The following is a 15,424-nucleotide window of genomic DNA, read 5'->3' on the forward strand; positions in this document are numbered from 1 at the left end:
ATTATAGAAAAAGGTGGGGCCTAAATGAACGAAAAGCGCAAACGTTCCGACACGCGTTCCGCTGAAGCTTTTGCGGAAGCCAAAAAATACATACCTGGCGGGGTGAACAGCCCGGTCCGCGCCTTCAAATCGGTCGGTCTCACACCGCTGTTTGTGGTTAAAGGAGCCGGTTCGCGTGTCTATGATGTGGACGGCAACGAGTTCATTGATTACATCGGATCCTGGGGTCCGCTTATTCTGGGACATGCTCATCCGGAAGTGATCAAGGCCGTAAAACGCACGGCGGAGCTCGGAACGAGCTTTGGAGCGCCAACAGAGCTGGAGACGGAAATGGCCAAGCTGGTGGTTGAACGGATTCCTTCGATCGAGGTTGTCCGGATGGTGAATTCCGGTACGGAGGCAACGATGAGCGCGCTTCGGCTGGCGAGAGGCTACACAGGCCGCAGTAAAATCCTCAAGTTCGAGGGCTGCTACCACGGTCATGCGGACTCTCTGCTGATTAAGGCGGGTTCAGGTGTTGCCACGCTGAGCCTTCCGGATAGTCCGGGCGTACCGGAATCCGTAGCGGTCAATACGATAACGGTTCCATATAACGATCTGGCGTCGGTGCAGCTCGCGTTTGAAAAATTCGGTGAAGAAATCGCCGCGGTCATCGTCGAACCGGTTGCCGGTAACATGGGCGTCGTTCCGCCGCAGCCGGGCTTTCTTGAAGGTCTGCGTCAAACGACCTCCTCCTACGGCAGCCTGTTGATCTTCGACGAGGTCATGACCGGTTTTCGCGTCGGCTTACACAGCGCTCAAGGGCTCTACGGCATCACGCCGGATCTTACCTGTCTCGGCAAAATCATCGGCGGGGGTCTTCCGGTAGGCGCGTACGGCGGCAAACGGGAGATCATGGAGCATATTGCTCCGGCCGGACCGATTTATCAGGCGGGTACGCTGTCGGGTAATCCGCTTGCGATGGCAGCCGGTTACACGACGCTCAAGCTGCTGGGAGAGCCGGGCGTTTATGAGGAGCTGGAGCGGAAGTCCGCCAAATTGGAGCAGGGCTTCAGGAAAAACGCGGCCGAGCTGGGAATCCCGTCTACCATCAATCGCGTAGGCTCCATGATATGCCCGTTTTTTACAGACACGAAAGTGATCAATTATGAGACGGCGAAACGTTCCGATCTGGAACGGTTTAACCGTTATTTTGCCTCACTGCTTGATGAAGGAGTCAGCATAGCCCCTTCGCAGTTCGAAGGGATGTTCGTGTCCGCCGCTCATACCGACGCGGATATCGATGCGACGATTGAAGCGCATTACCAGGCTTTGAAGCGCTTGTGAACCTTCAAACCGTTTTGGTCAAGAGACGCAACCCAATGAAGCCGCCCCGTATTCTTTCTGCATTGAGGAATACGGGGCGGCTTTGATTATCGTCAGCCTGGAACGGCTGCAGAGTTCGGCGGTTGCTGTTATTTTGCTGCAGGAACGGTTTCCGTCACGGTTCCGGCGGGAACTTTGCCGTTGGAGTCCCCGACAACAACAGGCGCCGGAGCCGGACCGGAAACCGGGGGAGGCCCGGTTTTATCCACAGGGACGCCGCCGCCATCCGTGTTTTCCGTTTCTTTCTGTCCTGCAGGGGCAGGCGAAGGGGAGGAAGCGTCTCCCTCATGGGCACCGCTTTGCTTTGGCGGCGCCGTTCCGGCGGCGGTGCGGGCTTTGCCGCTGTCGTCCCGCTGATTTCCGCCCGCTGCGGGCTTGGTCTCTGCTGATGCGGGCTCGCTTTTCGCTTTTTCACCGCCCGGGGATTTGGCAGGTACGGCAGCACGGGTTTGCTGTTGGCGGGCTTTCTTCTCCGCCTGCTCCCGCAAATATTCGGGATGGTCATGGGAGCCGCCCGGATCGATTTTATCGATGCCGTCCCAGACACGGTTGGCGACAACGGATGACGGATTGTCATAAACGAGAAACGCGGACGGCAGTCTGCGCTCGCCATAGCGGCTGGACGGATGGGTAATCAGTTCGCCCCCGACTACCATCTCGGAGGAGGCTCCGCCATCCAGATTTCCGGCGTTGACAGCCCCTTCGTTGAGAAGCAAATCTTGAACCTCCTTCAAGGTGGCTCCTACGCTGTTCGCCTGGCGGCCGTCGATGACGATGAAGATGACGGTTCCGTCGGTTCTTTGCCCGACGGCTGTCCGCGGCGCACGGCCCCATCCGCCGTCGCCGCTTGTAATAAGCGGCTTGCCGTTAGCAATCAGCCTTGGATAAAACGAAACGGCTTCGGATACCCCCATATCCCTCAGCTCGAAAATATTATATTTGCCGACGACTAGCTTCCCTTCCCTGGTAAAGCCGACAATATGCTGCGGAATACTTCCGTCTTGATCCGTGAAGACGATATCGCCGCCCGAAATGATGACACCGATGGCCGCAAAGCCGTTGCCCAGTCCCTCCGGATCATCGAAGCTACCTCCGTTGACGCCGGCTACAGCACCGGTACGGGTAACCATGGACGTGATTCGTTCCCCTTCCCCAGGTTTGGATGGGGTCATGACGCGGATCGATTTGGGATCGTATACGTACATCTTTTTTCCTTTCCATAACGGTCCCGAAATATCCTCTACTTTAATCAGTTCGTCTGCGGAGCGGCGGTTTCCGATGTTCACCATGCTCAGATCCTGCTTTTCCCTGGCGGCATCCTCAATCGCGTTCTGCATTTTTTGAACCAGTAAGTCCCGCCGCTCGGCTCCGACAAAAATCCAGGCCCAGCTCCGGTGCTGCGTGGTAATGACCGTTTCTGCGAGCCGTTCCCTTATTTCGCTTCCCGGCTTGGTTAAAAATAAAAAACTGGAGACCCCAAAGGCGAACAGAGCGACCCCAAACAGCGTTCTCTTCAGCCTGCCCCAGTTACGAATGGTCCGCAAGACAGTAACCAATCGAAGTCTCTCCTGTTATTGATGTAATGGAAAATGAACATAGGTCAAATCATATATTTTTCTCACATTCTATCATAATAAAGAAACCATGAATAGAGATTTGATATAGCAAAATAGAGGAAGTCCCGGAAGTATAACTGCTTTGAGAAAAAGCTGCGTTTTGGTAAAATTGACGATAGGTCAACGGATGGAGGAAGTTACGTGCTCTTGAAAAAATACAGTTTTTATGGAATTACCCTGGAAATGATCATCGTCATGGGGCTGTTCTTTGTCCTGCTTTTGGTCATCATGGCGGCGGCGGGGATGGAGCGGAAACGCCGCCGAAAGCATCTTGCTGCCGACGGTGCCAAGGAGGATTCCACGAGATGAATGCGCGACGCCGCAAAGGGGAGTGGCTTGAATGGACTGTCAAACGGGACGTGCATTCCATAGAAGATATCCGCGAGGAACTGGTTGAAACGATAGGCGGCCGATTTCTTTCAAAGCTGAACCGTTCCGGCGGTATTCAATGGAAAGGACGCAGGGTGATGCTCCGCTTGTTTCCCGAGGAAACGCTCCAATATGAGCCGGAATGGGCGGACATCGAAGTGCTGTATGAGGACGATTTCAGCCTTGTGGTAAACAAGCCGCCGGGTATGAAGGTGCATCCTACGCGGGAGGGGGAGTCCGGTACGCTGCTTCACGCGCTGGGTTGGCATCTGGAATCGACGGGACAGCGCTGCCGTCCGCGACCTATTCACCGGCTGGACGAGGATACGACAGGACCGGTGCTGGCGGCCAAGAACGAATGGGCGCAATATCGGTTGGATGAAGCGATGCGGGACAAACGCGTAGAGCGGATATACGTCGCTCTGGTTCAAGGACATCCTTCCGACAACAGCGGCATGATCGACGCGCCGATCGGACGCGACAGGCACCATGCGACAAGAAGACGGGTATCCCGAACGGGGGATGCGGCAGTGACACGTTACGAGGTTTTGGAAAGGTTGCGTTCTGCCTCGCTTGTACGATTAAGGCTGGAGACGGGCAGAACGCACCAAATCCGCGTTCACATGAGCCATTTGGGACATCCCCTGTTGGGAGACCTGCTTTACGGCGGCCGGGCGGCGGGCATGGCCAGGCAAGCGCTGCACGGGGATGTGCTGATGTTTCCGGAGCCGCTCACGGGCGAAAGGGTGCAGGTGCGCGCGCCTTGGCCCGAAGACTTTGCGGCTCTTTATGAACAATTGAAAAAATAGTAGTCATGCTCCTCCCGCAGCAGCCATATAAATTGTAAAGACCAATGCGCTGACGATCTTTTCTTTTTTACGGAAAGGTGCAATAGGGAAGGGAGGAAGTTACTTTGACGAATCAGCATAACGGGATTAGGTTTGACATTTACGAGCGTGTACATTTATCCGAAGGTGTGCTGGGTATCAAGGAACTGGAAGGGGTAGAGCTGACTCCTCACATTCAAGTGCTTCCACAAGGAGAACAAGCCGTGCTTCGCGGCAATTTGCTTTTGACGGGGACGTACGTCGATGAGCATGATCGGCCGGAACAGACGCTGCAGCATTTAATTCCGGTAGAAATTACGCTGCCGCTGAATCGTGTACAGCATGTCGAGGACATTGCCGTTGAAATCGAAAATTTCGACGTGGATTTGCTGTCGGAGCGAAGCTTGAATGTGACGGGGGTATTGTCGCTTGGAGGCATCGAGATCGTTTCGAGATCGGAATCCGAACCCTGGAGGGAAGCCGAAGAAGAGGTCGTGTTTATTCACGAGGTCTCGGAGCACCGTTCGGGAGTACAGGATGAATGGCCGTCGGCCATAAATTCCGCTGCAGAGGCCATCCCTCAAAGGGAACAAGCTCCGGCATCGGAGGTGCGGCAGGAGGCGGATGAGCCAATCAACCGGCACGAACCGGTTGCCAAAACCAGTGAACCGGTAAAGGAAGAAAAGCCGGTACAGGAGCCCAAAGCTGCGGACACCGCCAAGCCGGAAGAAAAGCCGGTGCAGGATCTCAAAGCTGCGGAGGACGCCAAGACGGAAGACTTTGCCGCTGAAGCGGAGACCGATACGGATGAGAAAAAAGAATTGAAAGTCGCCGTTGGCAGCAAAAAAACGTCTGAAGCACCCGAATCCTCCACGGAGCCGGTCTACAAATCCTTTGGGCTGGCGTCGCTGTTGAATTTTGCTTCCAAAAAATCGGATTCAAGGCCGCCGGAGGATGGACAGCCGACGCAGCAGGAGCTGTCGCCTTCCGAAAAAGCAGAATGGAAAAATTTGCTCCTTCATTCCGATCGCGAGCAGCAGCAATTCAAGAAGCTTCGGATGTGCATTGTGCAAAAGGAAGAAACGCTTGAAACGATTGCCAAACGCTATGATCTGAATCCGAGAGAAATCGCGCTCTACAACCGGCTCGGAGAAGGCGAATTAACGGAAGGACAAATTGTCTACATACCAAAATAAGGCTCAAAAATCCCCGATCCGGCCTAAACAGGCTTGAACGGGGATTTTTTTGGTTATACTTGTCATAAGGCCAGTCTCAGAATAGGCGGGAGTAAAAACGGTTCTTGTATTGACTCTCACCTGATGATTGTTTATCATAGTACGCATAGATGCAGTAATAACGTTGAAAGGGAATAGTAGACAGCGAACCCTTCAGAGAGCGGAGCCGGCAAGAGGCTGGAAGGTTCCGCAGGACGTACCTGTTGAAGTCGCCCCGGAGTTGCCGAATTGAAAGCGAACCCTAGATTCGGCCGGTTACAGCCGTTATCTGTTTGAGTGCCGTATTTTGACCGGAGAGGACTCCGCGAGAATTTATGCCTAAGTACGGAATAAAGGTGGTACCACGGAAGCGAGAGCCTTTCGTCCTTTGCGGCGAAAGGTTTTTTGATGTGCTGCGGTGATGCGTTTATGCGAAAGATGCGTCCCTGCGACATATAGCCCCAACTGAATTCGAAAGCATATGGAGGTATTGCTGGTTATGGATGAAACAAAACAAGCGGCGGCGCCGGCTGCGTCGATGCCGACAACGTACGATCCCAAAGAATCCGAGAAAAAATGGTATGATTACTGGCTGAAGGGCGGCTATTTTCAAGCGGGACAGCGTAAGGACGCGAAGCCTTACACGATCGTCATTCCGCCGCCGAACGTGACCGGTATGCTGCATATCGGCCATGCGCTGGATTTTACACTGCAGGACATCATGATTCGGACCAAACGGATGCAGGGCTATGACGCGTTATGGCTTCCGGGCTCCGATCATGCGGGAATCGCTACCCAAACGAAGGTGGAACAAAAGCTTCGCGAGGAAGGCGTGACGCGTTACGATCTCGGCCGGGAGAAATTCCTGGAGAAAGTATGGGAATGGAAGGAGCATTATGCCGGTACGATCCGTGAGCAGTGGGCCAAAATGGGCTTCTCGCTGGACTATTCCAGAGAACGGTTTACGCTGGACGCAGGATTGTCCAAGGCGGTGCGCGAAGTATTCGTGCGTCTATATGAAAAGGGCCTGATCTATCGCGGCAAATATATCATCAACTGGGACCCGGCCGCCCGTACGGCGCTATCGGATATTGAAGTGGAGTACAAAGAAGTGCAGGGTGCGCTCTACCATTTAAAATATCCGGTCAAAGACAGCGATGAATATATCGTCGTGGCGACGACGCGTCCGGAAACCATGCTGGGCGATACCGCGGTGGCGGTGCATCCGGAGGATGAGCGTTACAAGCACCTGATCGGAAAAACGCTTGTCCTGCCGATCATCGGAAGAGAAATTCCGATTATCGCCGACGAGTATGTGGAAAAAGAATTCGGAAGCGGCGCCGTCAAGATTACGCCGGCGCATGACCCGAACGATTTTGAGGTGGGCAAGCGCCACGATTTGCCGCAGGTGCTCGTGATGGACGAATCCGGCTCCATGAATGCGAACGCGGGAAAATATCAGGGGCTCGACCGCTTCGATTGCCGCAAGCAAATCGTTGCCGATATGAAAGAGCTGGGTGTGCTGATCAAAATCGAAGAGCATGTGCATCAGGTCGGCCACAGCGAACGCAGCGGCGCCGTCGTGGAGCCATATTTGTCGACGCAGTGGTTTGTGAAAATGAAGCCGCTGGCGGAGCGTGCCGTAGAGGCCCAGAAATCCGCACAAGGCGTCCATTTTGTGCCGGACCGGTTTGAAAAAATCTATTTGCACTGGATCGAGAACGTGCGCGACTGGTGCATTTCGCGCCAACTTTGGTGGGGCCACCGGATTCCGGCGTGGTACTGCGGCGACTGCAGCGAGATCATCGTCTCCCGCGAAGATGCGACCGTGTGTCCGAAGTGCGGCGGCACACACCTAAAGCAGGATGACGATGTGCTTGATACCTGGTTCAGCTCCGCGCTGTGGCCGTTTTCTACTCTCGGCTGGCCGGAACAAACGGAAGACATGAAGCGTTATTACCCGACGGACCTGCTGGTAACGGGCTACGATATTATTTATTTCTGGGTCGCCCGCATGATTTTCAGCGGACTGGAGTTCACGGACAGCATACCTTTCAAGGATGTGCTCATTCACGGTTTGGTGCGCGATGCGGAAGGGCGTAAAATGTCCAAATCGCTCGGCAACGGCGTTGACCCGCTTGAAGTCATTGAGAAATACGGCGCCGATGCGATGCGCTTTATGATTTCAACAGGCTCTACGCCGGGGCAGGATCTTCGCTTCCGTTGGGAGAAGGTAGAGCAGGCACGTAACTTTGCGAATAAAATTTGGAACGCATCGCGTTTTGCGCTGATGAATCTCGGAGATTTCAAAGTTTCCGATATCGATTTGAGCGGAGAACTGAGTACGGCGGACCGGTGGATACTGCACCGTTTGAACGAAACCGTGCGGGATGTGACGAGACTGATTGATGCATATGAGTTCGGCGAAACGGGACGTCTGCTGTACAACTTCATTTGGGATGATCTGTGCGACTGGTATATCGAATTCAGCAAGCTGTCCTTGTACGGAAACGATGAGGCGGCCAAGAAGACGACGAAATCCGTACTCGCTTATGTGCTTGACCGGACTCAGCGCTTGATCCACCCGTTCATGCCGTTCATCAGCGAAGAGATCTGGCAGCATTTGCCGCATGAAGGCGAGACCATCACGCTGGCTGCCTGGCCGGCATTCGAAGCGCGCTTTGAGGCTCCGGAGGCTGTTCGCGAAATGGAGCTGCTGATGGATATCATCCGTACCGTCCGCAACATCCGCGCCGAAGTGAACGTGCCGATGAGCAAGAAGGTGGATTTGCTTGTGAAGCCGGCCGGCGCCGAATTCCTTGCCATCCTGCAGCGCAACGAAGAATATGTGCGCCGGTTCTGCAATACGTCATCTCTGGAAATCAATTTGGAGTTAACGTCTCCGGACAAAGCGATGACAGGAATTGTAACCGGAGCGGAGCTGTACTTGCCGCTGGCGGGCCTGATCGATATCGCTCAGGAAATCGCGCGGCTGGAAAAAGAACTCGGGACGCTTCATAACGAGGTGGCCCGCATCGAGAAAAAGCTGTCAAACCAAGGCTTTATAGCGAAGGCTCCGGCTAAAGTGATCGAAGAAGAAAAGGCAAAGCTTGCCGATTACGCCGATAAACGGGATAAAGTGAATGCCCGTCTGGCGGAGCTGAAAGGGTGAACTTGCGATGAGCGAAGACAGGCAATCTGCTCCGGCAGGATCGTTCCAGACGGCTAAGGAAGCGGTGGACTGGCTCGTAAGATACATTCCGCTGGCGGGCATCAAGCCGGGTTTGGAACGGATGGAGAAGCTCATGGAGCTGCTCGATTATCCGCATCGCCGGTTAAAATTTATCCATGTGGCCGGAACGAACGGCAAAGGCTCGGTATGCGCCTATCTGTCGGAAGTGATTCGCCAGTGCGGATACGATGTGGGGACCTTCACGTCCCCTTATATCGAGAGCTATAACGAGCGCATCCGAATCAATGGGCAGAACATATCCGACGAAGATCTGCTTCAGGTCATCAATAAAATCAAGCCCGTGGTCGACCAAGTGGCGGCAGAGTACGGGCAGCCCTCGATGTTCGAGATTTCCACCGTTGCGGCGATTGAATATTTTGCGCGTATGGCCTATCCCGACTTCGTCGTTTGGGAAACGGGCCTGGGCGGACGATTGGATTCGACCAATATCGTTACTCCGCTGGTTTCGGTGATCACCAACATCGGTTATGATCACATGGATTATTTGGGAGAAACGCTGGAACAAATCGCAGCGGAGAAAGCGGGCATCATCAAGTCCGGCGTTCCGGTCGTAAGTGCGGTGAAGCAGCCGGAGGTTGTGGATGTCATTGAGCGGAAGGCCAAAGAAAAGAACAGCAAGCTGTATTTGCTGGGGCGGGAATTCCGCTATGATACGGTCTCGTCAAAAGAAGATGAACAGACGTTTCACTTCCGGGGATTGTTCCGGGACATACCGGACGTGAAGATCTCTTTGAACGGGTTGCATCAAATCGAGAATGCATCCGTCACTCTGATGACGATTGAAGTCCTGCGTCAATATTATGCTTTCATTGTAGACGATGAGGCTCTGTATCTCGCTATGAAACGGACGCAGTGGGCCGGACGTCTTGAAATGATATCTGCGAAACCGAGGATTTTGATCGACGGCGCGCACAATCCGGAGGGAGCCGAATCGCTGGTAAAAACGCTGAAAGAGACATATTCTTTTAAAAACCTCCATTTTGTCATGGGAATGCTCGATAACAAGAATCATTCCGGCTATTTTAGGCATATACTGCCAATAGTGGATACTCTCATCCTTACCGAGCCGGATTGGCATAAGAAGGCCTCGGCGGAATCGCTTGCCGGACTGGCTAGAACTATGCTGCAAGAGCATGGCCGAAGTGACGTGGAAGTGATCGTGGAGCCTGACTGGAGGGCGGCGCTCGAGCGAGCCAAGGGCTTGGCGGAAGAGGACGACCTTACCGTCGTCTCGGGCACGTTATATTTGATAGGGGATGTTCGTTCCTGGATCAAGCATAAATCCGATTCTGAAAAAGGCTGGTGAGAACGCGAGTGAATACATCGGAGCACATCCATTTTATCGGCATCGGAGGCTACGGCATGAGCGCCATTGCCAAAGTGATGCTGGAAATGGGCTACCAAGTTTCGGGATCCGATTTGGCTCAGCAGGAGCTTACAGAGAAGCTGGCGGCCAAGGGGGCGCAGGTGTTCATTGGACACGAAGCGCAGAACGTGAAGGGAGCGGACGTCGTCGTATACTCTACGGCGCTGTCCAAAGATAACGTAGAAATGGTCGCGGCTGAAGAGCTGAACATCCCGATTTTGCACCGGGCTCAAATGCTGGCGAGACTGATGAATGCCAAGAAGGGCATTGCGGTAGCGGGAGCGCACGGAAAGACAACGACGTCATCCATGATAGCCCTGGTGCTGGAACGTTGCGGACAGGACCCGACCTTCATCATCGGCGGGGAAATCATGAACGTCGGAAGCAACGCCAAAGCGGGCAAGGGTGAATGGGTTGTCGCGGAAGCCGATGAAAGCGACGGTTCATTCCTGCAGTATCAGCCTTCCATCGCTTTGGTCAACAATATCGAGGCGGACCATCTTGAAAACTATGACGGCAACTTTGAAAATCTGAAATATGCCTATGCCCGGTTCTTAAGCCAGGTGAAGAAAGACGGCAAAGCGGTTGTTTGCAAGGATGATGTCTATTTGCGCGATATGATTCCGCAAATCAAGAGCAAGGTCATCACCTATGCGATCGAAACGGAAGCCGATGTGATGGCACGGAACATCTGTCTTGGCGACAGGAAGGTTACGTTTGAATTGGTGCGGGAGGGGAACGTGCTTGGTACGGTTCGTTTATCCGTGCCCGGCAAGCATAATGTGTATAATGCGATGGCTACGATCATTACCTGCATGGAAGCGGGTCTGACGTTCGAACAGGTAGCCGAAGCGATTACGGAATTCCGCGGAGCCAAGCGGCGGTTTCAGGTGCTTGGGGAAGTAGACGGCATTCTGGTCATCGATGATTATGCGCATCATCCAACTGAAATCGAAGCCACGATTCAAGCGGCCAAAGCGACGGGGAAACGCATTATCGCCGTTTTTCAGCCACAGAGATACACTCGTACGTATTTCCTGTTTGAGCAGTTCAGCCGGGCGTTTCCGAATGCCGACGAAGTGATCATCACGGACATCTATTCCCCGGCGGGGGAAAAGCAGATCGAAGGGATCAGCTCCGCCAATCTGGTGGAACTGATCCGTAAGAACAGCAACCCGAACGTGCGGTATATACCGACAAAGGAACAGGTGCAAAGCTATTTGTTCGATACCGTAAATCCGGGAGACCTGGTGCTGACCATGGGGGCAGGCGATATTTGGAAAGCGGCCGACGGTTTGGCCAAATCTCTTATGGAGCGTGCAAAGCAAAACTAAATTTGCAAAGCGAAGCCTTCGGTCCATCCTGCCGCGTGCAGGACGGTATGGTGCCGGAGGCTTCTTTATGTACAGTTCTATTTCCTCTTTAACTCTCATAGTCTAGTAATAAGATCATGGACAAGGGAGAGTTGACGCCGGTGAACAAAGCCAGGATTACGTTTCGTTTCAATGACCAAAAGCCGCGTGAGAAGCAGGAGCAAAGTGAACAGAGCGGTCGGCACGATCAGCATACGGAGCGGGAGAATAAGGAACAGACAAAGGGGATTCCGATGAGTACAGAGGAATACCGTGTTATAGAAGAACGACCCGGGCAAGGGCCGGCAATGGGCAATGAGGAACGCAAATCTGTCGAGGTCAGACCTTTGAACGAATATACCACCGATTTTGGCGGCTGGCACAGCTCATTCGATACGGACACCTACCGGATTGAAGAGAGTATCCCGCCATCGGAGAAGTTGAGGGCCGATCCGGAATCGGGATACGTGGAACGGGAATGGAATCGGGGGCGGGGGCAGACGCGGGAGTACAGGGCTTATAAGACCAAAGACTCATTCTACTATCCGAACCCGTCCGGCGGAAACTCATGGTTGAAAATCGCCGCCTCGGTAACGGGGGCTGTCGTGACGGGCGTCGCTTTCGGTTTTTTGGTGCTCTCTATGTTCTCCGGAGACGTCTCCGACTACGGGAAGGTACAACCCGTGGGCGGGACGACAGCGCCGCAGCAGCAGGATAATGCCGCTGTACAGGATGGCAACAGCGGTGCAGCGAAAGCGCCGAATGCGGCCGTGAATGAAGCCGTGGCCGACTTGGCTGTCAACCTTCCTGCCAAAACATATTCTTTTCTGCAGGGAGGCGTCTTCAGTAGCTCCCAGAGTGCAGATTCGGCTGTAACCGATTTTCGCCAGAAGGGGCTTGCTGCGGTCAGCGATGCGGGGGAAAAGTTCCCTGTATACGTAGGCATGGCTCTGAGCCGGGATGAAGCGCTTGAGCTTACCCGGACGTTTCAGCAGAGACAGCTTGAGGTGATGATCAAGCCATTTGACATTCCGGCCGCAGCCAAAATCAAATGGAAAGGCAATCAGATCCATTTGTTTGAAAGCTATATGAGCCAGGGAAATGAGCTGGTACAGCAGATTGCATCGCAGACGGTCGTCCAGCTGGGCAAAGAAAAACCGGAGGCGCTCGATCCGAAGGCGCTGCAGTCCATCAAAGCGACCCACCAGACCTGGGCTGGCACGGCTTCGGCCGTCAGCGACGGTTTAGGGGAGGTTGGCCGGGCGTCGCTTCCCAAAATGAACAGCGCGCTCAATACCGCCGTAGTTTCGCTTGAGGAATATAATAAGAATCCGTCGCAGGCTCTCCTTTGGGAAGCTCAGTCCGCTTTAATGCAGTATCTCGTGGCCGAGAAGGCGCTGCTCAGCAGCGCTTCGGTACAATAAAAAAAGCAAGCTCACCTCTGATTCGCCGTGACGAATGAAAGGTGAGCTTGTTTTATTCATGTACGATATGAAGAGCCGATTTACCGCCCTTTTTACCGTAACCCCAAGCAGATACAAGGCACTGGCGTCCCTGATAGGTTACTTGCGGCTTGCTATGTAGCGGTCGATCAGTGCGGCGGATTCGGCCCGTGTTATGGAGCGTTCAGGCTCAAATCGCTCTGCCGTTACACCGTCAATCCAGCCGGCCTGCTTCAACGCGGCTACCTCTCCCTCCGCCCAGTAACCTGCTGGTATGTCTTTGAACGGCCGCTGCGAGCCCGGCGCAAGCTCAATCAGCGGCAGCTTCGCGAGCCGCTGGAACAGCGCGGCTACCTCCGCCCGGGTCACGGGCTGGTCGGGCCGCAGCGTGCCGTCGGGGTAGCCCTCCAGCACGCCGGCCTTCACCGCCCTGTCCAGGTCGGCGAAGGCCCAGTGCCCCGCGTTCACGTCGCGGAACGCGGCAGCCCCCTGCGCGGCGTCGCATCCGCCGTCGCGGTAGACGGCGCCGGCGACCGTGTCCTTGCCGCCGTCGCCGCAAGCGCCCCCTGCCGGCTTCGCCGCCGGCAGGTCGAATATGCGTCCGAGCAGCGTCATCCATTCCGCTCTCGTCAGCATGCGGTCCGGCTCGAAGTTCTTGCCGACGCCCTCCACCACGCCCTGCGCATTCAACCGCAGGATGGCTTCGCGTGCCCAGTGTCCCCGGGTGTCGGGGAACTGTATATTCGGCGGCAAATAAGCTTCAATGCCGCTGGCAATGCCCTGAGCCATGATTTGGCGCATCTGATTCGATGCCAGGAGAGCCGCATCCTCAGGGTTCGACAGGAACGCCGTCTCCACGAGGATGCTCGGGATGTTGCCCATACGTACGACATAGACCGCGCTCGGTACAATGCCCCGGTTTTCCAGCCCCGCCGTTTGGACGAGGGAGTTCAGCACCTTGGTCGCCAGCTCCCGGCTTTGAGGCGTAAGGGCCCTCATCTCTGGACTTGCAGGATAGCTCGATTGAGGATACGCATCGTCATAATAAAGCACCATCGCACCGCGCGTTCCGGGACTGGAGATCGAATTCGCGTGGATGGAAACAAACAAATCCGCATGCTGCGCCTTCGTAAAGTCGACCCGTTCCTTCAGGGTGAGATACACATCGGAATCCCTTGTCATCGTAACCTCGTATCCCCGCTGTATCAGGAGATCTCTCAGCTTGCGGGATATGTCCAGATTGACCGTTTTCTCCTGAAGACCGTTTACGCCAATGGCGCCGGGGTCACGGCCTCCGTGACCGGCATCGACGACAATTTTCGCGGCCATCGCCTGGCCGGGCAGCACCAGAAGACCCAGCGCCAAAATAGCGGTGCGCATCCACGGTTTTCGCAACGGCTTGCCTTTTTTTCTTACCATGATCCAAGTTCACCTTTTCTTCCGTAAGCAGATAGCATTCCTCATAATTCCTTTCCAGACAATACTCGTTCGTCGCCACGGACAAGTGTGATATAATAGCCAGTGGCATACATAGAAAATCAGATTAGTAATTTTTTCCCGAAAGAGGTATCCTACACTTGAAAAAGAATATGCTTACGCTCATTCTCTTCCTGATTGTCGGATTGGTTGCCGGAACGCTGGTCGGCCAGCTTCTTACCCCATATCCGGGATTGTCGTTCCTGACCAAGTCGGTGCCGCTGAGCTGGCAGCCTAAAGCCGATCTGATTGTGATCCAATACGATCTGGATCTTCAGATCCGTCTGAATCTGATCAGCATTGCGGGCTTGGCGCTCGGATTCTGGGTGCATCGCAGGCTGTAGACAAGGAGCTGTCCGCTTCCGGTGAAGGAAGCGGATCGGCATGCGCGTTTCACATAGAGGATTCATCAGGCTTCATTCGTTTTTCCTTCATCCGTCATGTCCGGACAGCCGGGGATTTTCGGGGACAAACCACCATATAAAATTTCGAAACGAGGGAACGTTTTATGTCGATAACCACAACCAAAACGCTGATTCTGGCTTCCTCATCCCCGCGGCGGCAGGAGCTGATCCGCTCCTTGCAGCTGCCCTATCAAATCATCGCCAGCGACGCGGACGAAACGATAGAAGCGGGACTTGCGCCGGAACACATTGTGGAGCGGCTATCCGGTCGCAAAGCGTCGGCTGTATACGAACGTTGTAAAGCGGATCGTTCGGGGGTCAGGGACGGCATTATCATCGGTTCGGATACGATCGTCGTTTTGAACGGTGAAACGCTCGGCAAGCCAAAGGACGAAGAAGACGCTTTCCGCATGCTGAAGTCCCTGCAGGGAAGGGAGCACCATGTCTACAGCGGCGTGGCCTGCATCGATTTGCAGACCGGGGAGAGGCATGTAGACCATCAGCGGACGTCCGTTTGGATGAAGGCACTCACGGATGAACGAATTCGTCGTTATATCGCAACGGGAGAGCCAAAGGACAAAGCCGGAGCCTATGGCATTCAAGGACTCGGCGCAACCCTTGTGGAGAGAATCGAGGGCGATTATTTTACCGTCGTGGGTCTTCCGATGTCGCTGCTTTCCGATATGCTCGAACGTTTTTCTGTGGCTGTTTTTTGAGAGGGTGTCATGATATAATGGATG

The 15,424-nt window shown here is 54.4% G+C and carries 12 protein-coding genes and 1 other annotated feature; of the genes, 10 read left to right on the forward strand and 2 right to left on the reverse strand.

Features of this window, described 5'->3' with window-relative positions; all coding sequences use genetic code 11:
- Window positions 1–24 precede the first annotated feature (24 nt).
- Entirely contained in the window at window positions 25–1,326 is a 1,302-nt protein-coding gene (gene hemL, locus NR121_RS02870; RefSeq protein ID WP_054819250.1) for a glutamate-1-semialdehyde 2,1-aminomutase, read from the forward strand.
- 128 nt (window positions 1,327–1,454) lie between these two features.
- Here hemL and NR121_RS02875 read toward each other — a convergent pair whose 3' ends face one another.
- A complete protein-coding gene (locus tag NR121_RS02875) occupies window positions 1,455–2,921 on the reverse strand; it encodes a phosphodiester glycosidase family protein (protein WP_062409257.1) in 1,467 nt (488 codons plus the stop codon).
- Between the two features lie 201 nt (window positions 2,922–3,122).
- Here NR121_RS02875 and NR121_RS02880 point away from each other — a divergent pair, with 201 nt between their 5' ends.
- The 7 genes from NR121_RS02880 to NR121_RS02910 all read left to right on the forward strand — a co-directional run bounded on the left by NR121_RS02880 (window position 3,123) and on the right by NR121_RS02910 (window position 12,786).
- Entirely contained in the window at window positions 3,123–3,290 is a 168-nt protein-coding gene (locus NR121_RS02880; RefSeq protein ID WP_171005937.1) for a hypothetical protein, read from the forward strand.
- Window positions 3,287–4,159, forward strand: a complete 873-nt coding sequence (locus tag NR121_RS02885; protein WP_062409256.1) for an RluA family pseudouridine synthase — start codon at window positions 3,287–3,289, stop codon at window positions 4,157–4,159. Before NR121_RS02880 ends, NR121_RS02885 begins: the two co-directional genes overlap by 4 nt.
- A gap of 104 nt (window positions 4,160–4,263) precedes the next feature.
- The gene (locus NR121_RS02890; RefSeq protein ID WP_062409255.1) at window positions 4,264–5,373 is read left to right on the forward strand and encodes a LysM peptidoglycan-binding domain-containing protein; all 1,110 of its coding nucleotides are present in this window, start codon (window positions 4,264–4,266) and stop codon (window positions 5,371–5,373) included.
- Window positions 5,374–5,527: 154 nt separating this feature from the next.
- Window positions 5,528–5,783, forward strand: a binding site (T-box leader).
- 107 nt (window positions 5,784–5,890) lie between these two features.
- Window positions 5,891–8,563, forward strand: a complete 2,673-nt coding sequence (locus NR121_RS02895) for a valine--tRNA ligase (protein WP_256830428.1) — start codon at window positions 5,891–5,893, stop codon at window positions 8,561–8,563.
- Between the two features lie 7 nt (window positions 8,564–8,570).
- Window positions 8,571–9,950, forward strand: coding sequence for a bifunctional folylpolyglutamate synthase/dihydrofolate synthase (locus tag NR121_RS02900; RefSeq protein ID WP_054819254.1), 1,380 nt, complete (start codon window positions 8,571–8,573; stop codon window positions 9,948–9,950).
- Between the two features lie 8 nt (window positions 9,951–9,958).
- On the forward strand, window positions 9,959–11,344 hold the full coding sequence (gene murC / locus NR121_RS02905; protein ID WP_054819255.1) for a UDP-N-acetylmuramate--L-alanine ligase: 1,386 nt from the start codon (window positions 9,959–9,961) through the stop codon (window positions 11,342–11,344).
- A 140-nt stretch (window positions 11,345–11,484) separates the two neighbouring features.
- Complete coding sequence (locus tag NR121_RS02910) at window positions 11,485–12,786, forward strand: hypothetical protein (RefSeq protein ID WP_256830431.1); 1,302 nt, start codon at window positions 11,485–11,487, stop codon at window positions 12,784–12,786.
- 138 nt (window positions 12,787–12,924) lie between these two features.
- Here the strand turns inward: NR121_RS02910 and NR121_RS02915 are convergent, their stop codons facing one another.
- On the reverse strand, window positions 12,925–14,223 hold the full coding sequence (locus tag NR121_RS02915; protein ID WP_256830433.1) for an N-acetylmuramoyl-L-alanine amidase: 1,299 nt from the start codon (window positions 14,221–14,223) through the stop codon (window positions 12,925–12,927).
- A gap of 158 nt (window positions 14,224–14,381) precedes the next feature.
- Here NR121_RS02915 and NR121_RS02920 point away from each other — a divergent pair, with 158 nt between their 5' ends.
- Together NR121_RS02920 and NR121_RS02925 are read left to right on the forward strand one after the other, a co-directional pair.
- Complete coding sequence (locus tag NR121_RS02920) at window positions 14,382–14,624, forward strand: DUF4321 domain-containing protein (protein WP_054819695.1); 243 nt, start codon at window positions 14,382–14,384, stop codon at window positions 14,622–14,624.
- 164 nt (window positions 14,625–14,788) lie between these two features.
- Window positions 14,789–15,400, forward strand: coding sequence for a Maf family protein (locus NR121_RS02925; protein ID WP_074727148.1), 612 nt, complete (start codon window positions 14,789–14,791; stop codon window positions 15,398–15,400).
- The last annotated feature ends 24 nt before the right edge of the window (window positions 15,401–15,424 follow it).

Origin of the sequence: Paenibacillus sp. Pae15, from assembly GCF_024519685.1 — a bacterium.
In the GTDB taxonomy this organism is placed as follows: Bacteria; Bacillota; Bacilli; order Paenibacillales; family NBRC-103111; genus Paenibacillus_G; species Paenibacillus_G naphthalenovorans.